The 5,291-nt window shown below is 51.2% G+C and carries 2 tRNA genes and 2 rRNA genes; all 4 read right to left on the bottom strand.

Annotated elements, in window-relative coordinates:
- Positions 1 to 98: 98 nt before the first annotated feature.
- Positions 99 to 2,992, bottom strand: a 23S ribosomal RNA gene (locus HBO19_RS28300).
- Between the two features lie 248 nt (positions 2,993 to 3,240).
- A tRNA-Ala gene (locus HBO19_RS28295) sits at positions 3,241 to 3,316 on the bottom strand.
- A 30-nt stretch (positions 3,317 to 3,346) separates the two neighbouring features.
- Positions 3,347 to 3,423 (bottom strand) — tRNA-Ile (locus tag HBO19_RS28290).
- Positions 3,424 to 3,505: 82 nt separating this feature from the next.
- Positions 3,506 to 5,042 (bottom strand): 16S ribosomal RNA (locus HBO19_RS28285).
- Together the 16S and 23S rRNA genes with 2 tRNA genes alongside form the textbook arrangement of a ribosomal RNA operon.
- Positions 5,043 to 5,291: the final 249 nt, after the last annotated feature.

The raw sequence follows: 5,291 nt of genomic DNA, 5'->3' as shown, positions 1-5,291 counted from the left end.
AGCTTTCGGTGTTTTGTGAGATTCGAACTTTCGGTTCATTTCGTCTTCACACACCGCAATCTGATGCTCTTTCGAGAAACAAATTGCTTGGGTGTTATATGGTCAAGCCTCACGGGCAATTAGTATTGGTTAGCTCAACGCCTCACAGCGCTTACACACCCAACCTATCAACGTCGTAGTCTTCGACGGCCCTTCAGGGAACTCAAGGTTCCAGTGAGATCTCATCTTGAGGCTAGTTTCCCGCTTAGATGCTTTCAGCGGTTATCTATTCCGAACATAGCTACCCGGCAATGCCACTGGCGTGACAACCGGAACACCAGAGGTTCGTCCACTCCGGTCCTCTCGTACTAGGAGCAGCCCCTCTCAAATCTCAAACGTCCACGGCAGATAGGGACCGAACTGTCTCACGACGTTCTAAACCCAGCTCGCGTACCACTTTAAATGGCGAACAGCCATACCCTTGGGACCGGCTTCAGCCCCAGGATGTGATGAGCCGACATCGAGGTGCCAAACACCGCCGTCGATATGAACTCTTGGGCGGTATCAGCCTGTTATCCCCGGAGTACCTTTTATCCGTTGAGCGATGGCCCTTCCATACAGAACCACCGGATCACTAAGACCTACTTTCGTACCTGCTCGACGTGTCTGTCTCGCAGTCAAGCGCGCTTTTGCCTTTATACTCTACGACCGATTTCCGACCGGTCTGAGCGCACCTTCGTACTCCTCCGTTACTCTTTAGGAGGAGACCGCCCCAGTCAAACTACCCACCATACACTGTCCTCGATCCGGATAACGGACCTGAGTTAGAACCTCAAAGTTGCCAGGGTGGTATTTCAAGGTTGGCTCCACGCGAACTGGCGTCCACGCTTCAAAGCCTCCCACCTATCCTACACAAGCAAATTCAAAGTCCAGTGCAAAGCTATAGTAAAGGTTCACGGGGTCTTTCCGTCTAGCCGCGGATACACTGCATCTTCACAGCGATTTCAATTTCACTGAGTCTCGGGTGGAGACAGCGCCGCCATCGTTACGCCATTCGTGCAGGTCGGAACTTACCCGACAAGGAATTTCGCTACCTTAGGACCGTTATAGTTACGGCCGCCGTTTACCGGGGCTTCGATCAAGAGCTTCGCGTTAGCTAACCCCATCAATTAACCTTCCGGCACCGGGCAGGCGTCACACCCTATACGTCCACTTTCGTGTTTGCAGAGTGCTGTGTTTTTAATAAACAGTCGCAGCGGCCTGGTATCTTCGACCGGCATGAGCTTACGGAGCAAGTCCTTCACCCTCACCGGCGCACCTTCTCCCGAAGTTACGGTGCCATTTTGCCTAGTTCCTTCACCCGAGTTCTCTCAAGCGCCTTGGTATTCTCTACCCAACCACCTGTGTCGGTTTGGGGTACGGTTCCTGGTTACCTGAAGCTTAGAAGCTTTTCTTGGAAGCATGGCATCAACCACTTCGTCACCCAAAGGGTAACTCGTCATCAGCTCTCGGCCTTAGAATCCCGGATTTACCTAAGATTCCAGCCTACCACCTTAAACTTGGACAACCAACGCCAAGCTGGCCTAGCCTTCTCCGTCCCTCCATCGCAATAACCAGAAGTACAGGAATATTAACCTGTTTTCCATCGACTACGCTTTTCAGCCTCGCCTTAGGGACCGACTAACCCTGCGTCGATTAACGTTGCGCAGGAAACCTTGGTCTTTCGGCGTGGGTGTTTTTCACACCCATTGTCGTTACTCATGTCAGCATTCGCACTTCTGATACCTCCAGCAAGCTTCTCAACTCACCTTCACAGGCTTACAGAACGCTCCTCTACCGCATCACCCGAGGGTGATACCCGTAGCTTCGGTGTATGGTTTGAGCCCCGTTACATCTTCCGCGCAGGCCGACTCGACTAGTGAGCTATTACGCTTTCTTTAAAGGGTGGCTGCTTCTAAGCCAACCTCCTAGCTGTCTAAGCCTTCCCACATCGTTTCCCACTTAACCATAACTTTGGGACCTTAGCTGACGGTCTGGGTTGTTTCCCTTTTCACGACGGACGTTAGCACCCGCCGTGTGTCTCCCATGCTCGGCACTTGTAGGTATTCGGAGTTTGCATCGGTTTGGTAAGTCGGGATGACCCCCTAGCCGAAACAGTGCTCTACCCCCTACAGTGATACATGAGGCGCTACCTAAATAGCTTTCGAGGAGAACCAGCTATCTCCGAGCTTGATTAGCCTTTCACTCCGATCCACAGGTCATCCGCTAACTTTTCAACGGTAGTCGGTTCGGTCCTCCAGTTAGTGTTACCCAACCTTCAACCTGCCCATGGATAGATCGCCCGGTTTCGGGTCTATTCCCAGCGACTAGACGCCCTATTAAGACTCGCTTTCGCTACGCCTCCCCTATTCGGTTAAGCTCGCCACTGAAAATAAGTCGCTGACCCATTATACAAAAGGTACGCAGTCACCCAACAAAGTGGGCTCCCACTGCTTGTACGCATACGGTTTCAGGATCTATTTCACTCCCCTCTCCGGGGTTCTTTTCGCCTTTCCCTCACGGTACTAGTTCACTATCGGTCAGTCAGTAGTATTTAGCCTTGGAGGATGGTCCCCCCATATTCAGACAAAGTTTCTCGTGCTCCGTCCTACTCGATTTCATGACTAAGAGATTTTCGCGTACAGGGCTATCACCCACTATGGCCGCACTTTCCAGAGCGTTCCGCTAATCTCAAAGCCACTTAAGGGCTAGTCCCCGTTCGCTCGCCACTACTAAGGGAATCTCGGTTGATTTCTTTTCCTCAGGGTACTTAGATGTTTCAGTTCCCCTGGTTCGCCTCTTAAGCCTATGTATTCAGCTTAAGATAACCATCTTATGATGGCTGGGTTCCCCCATTCAGACATCTCCGGATCAAAGTCTGTTTGCCGACTCCCCGAAGCTTTTCGCAGGCTACCACGTCTTTCATCGCCTCTGACTGCCAAGGCATCCACCGTATGCGCTTCTTCACTTGACCATATAACCCCAAGCAATCTGGTTATACTGTGAAGACGACATTCGCCGAAAATTCGATAATACTCAATTTGAGTAACTCACAAATTTTACCTTAGCCTGATCCGTTACCAGTGAAAGTAACGTTCAGTCTATCTTTCTATCACATACCCAAATTTTTAAAGAACGAACTAGTCAAAGACTAGAAATCAACATTCACCATCACAACGATGGAATGCTCATTTCTAAGCTTTATACAAACAGAAGCAGTAGTGGTGGAGCCAAACGGGATCGAACCGTTGACCTCCTGCGTGCAAGGCAGGCGCTCTCCCAGCTGAGCTATGGCCCCGTATTTCTACAGGCGTTTCCCACACAAAATTGGTGGGTCTGGGCAGATTCGAACTGCCGACCTCACCCTTATCAGGGGTGCGCTCTAACCAACTGAGCTACAGACCCAATTTCGGGCTGCTTCTTTTCGTCTTCTTCAATGAATCAAGCAATTCGTGTGGGAACTTATGGAGCAGCTGATGTCGTCGATTAAGGAGGTGATCCAGCCGCAGGTTCCCCTACGGCTACCTTGTTACGACTTCACCCCAGTCATGAATCACACCGTGGTAACCGTCCTCCCGAAGGTTAGACTAGCTACTTCTGGTGCAACCCACTCCCATGGTGTGACGGGCGGTGTGTACAAGGCCCGGGAACGTATTCACCGCGACATTCTGATTCGCGATTACTAGCGATTCCGACTTCACGCAGTCGAGTTGCAGACTGCGATCCGGACTACGATCGGTTTTGTGGGATTAGCTCCACCTCGCGGCTTGGCAACCCTCTGTACCGACCATTGTAGCACGTGTGTAGCCCAGGCCGTAAGGGCCATGATGACTTGACGTCATCCCCACCTTCCTCCGGTTTGTCACCGGCAGTCTCCTTAGAGTGCCCACCATTACGTGCTGGTAACTAAGGACAAGGGTTGCGCTCGTTACGGGACTTAACCCAACATCTCACGACACGAGCTGACGACAGCCATGCAGCACCTGTCTCAATGTTCCCGAAGGCACCAATCTATCTCTAGAAAGTTCATTGGATGTCAAGGCCTGGTAAGGTTCTTCGCGTTGCTTCGAATTAAACCACATGCTCCACCGCTTGTGCGGGCCCCCGTCAATTCATTTGAGTTTTAACCTTGCGGCCGTACTCCCCAGGCGGTCAACTTAATGCGTTAGCTGCGCCACTAAGAGCTCAAGGCTCCCAACGGCTAGTTGACATCGTTTACGGCGTGGACTACCAGGGTATCTAATCCTGTTTGCTCCCCACGCTTTCGCACCTCAGTGTCAGTATCAGTCCAGGTGGTCGCCTTCGCCACTGGTGTTCCTTCCTATATCTACGCATTTCACCGCTACACAGGAAATTCCACCACCCTCTACCATACTCTAGTCAGTCAGTTTTGAATGCAGTTCCCAGGTTGAGCCCGGGGATTTCACATCCAACTTAACTAACCACCTACGCGCGCTTTACGCCCAGTAATTCCGATTAACGCTTGCACCCTCTGTATTACCGCGGCTGCTGGCACAGAGTTAGCCGGTGCTTATTCTGTCGGTAACGTCAAAATTGCAGAGTATTAATCTACAACCCTTCCTCCCAACTTAAAGTGCTTTACAATCCGAAGACCTTCTTCACACACGCGGCATGGCTGGATCAGGCTTTCGCCCATTGTCCAATATTCCCCACTGCTGCCTCCCGTAGGAGTCTGGACCGTGTCTCAGTTCCAGTGTGACTGATCATCCTCTCAGACCAGTTACGGATCGTCGCCTTGGTGAGCCATTACCCCACCAACTAGCTAATCCGACCTAGGCTCATCTGATAGCGCAAGGCCCGAAGGTCCCCTGCTTTCTCCCGTAGGACGTATGCGGTATTAGCGTCCGTTTCCGAACGTTATCCCCCACTACCAGGCAGATTCCTAGGCATTACTCACCCGTCCGCCGCTCTCAAGAGAAGCAAGCTTCTCTCTACCGCTCGACTTGCATGTGTTAGGCCTGCCGCCAGCGTTCAATCTGAGCCATGATCAAACTCTTCAGTTCAAACATCTTTGGGTTTTTAAGAAACCCTAAACTTGGCTCAGCAATCGTTGGTTACATCTTTGATTTCTCGCGGAGTAACTTGTGATGCTGATAATCTTGTTGACTATCAGTCTGACTCCACAAGCACCCACACGAATTGCTTGATTCAGTTGTTAAAGAGCGGTTGGTTAAGATCTTTCGTCTCAACCGAGGCGCGCATTCTACAGCAGCCTCATTTGCTGTCAAGTGATTATTTTCAGAAGCTTCGAG

Source organism: Pseudomonas sp. WS 5021 (assembly GCF_012985535.1).
In the GTDB taxonomy this organism is placed as follows: Bacteria; Pseudomonadota; Gammaproteobacteria; order Pseudomonadales; family Pseudomonadaceae; genus Aquipseudomonas.
Note: the sequence above shows the minus strand (reverse complement) of the source record. Positions and strands in the feature narration are given on the sequence as shown.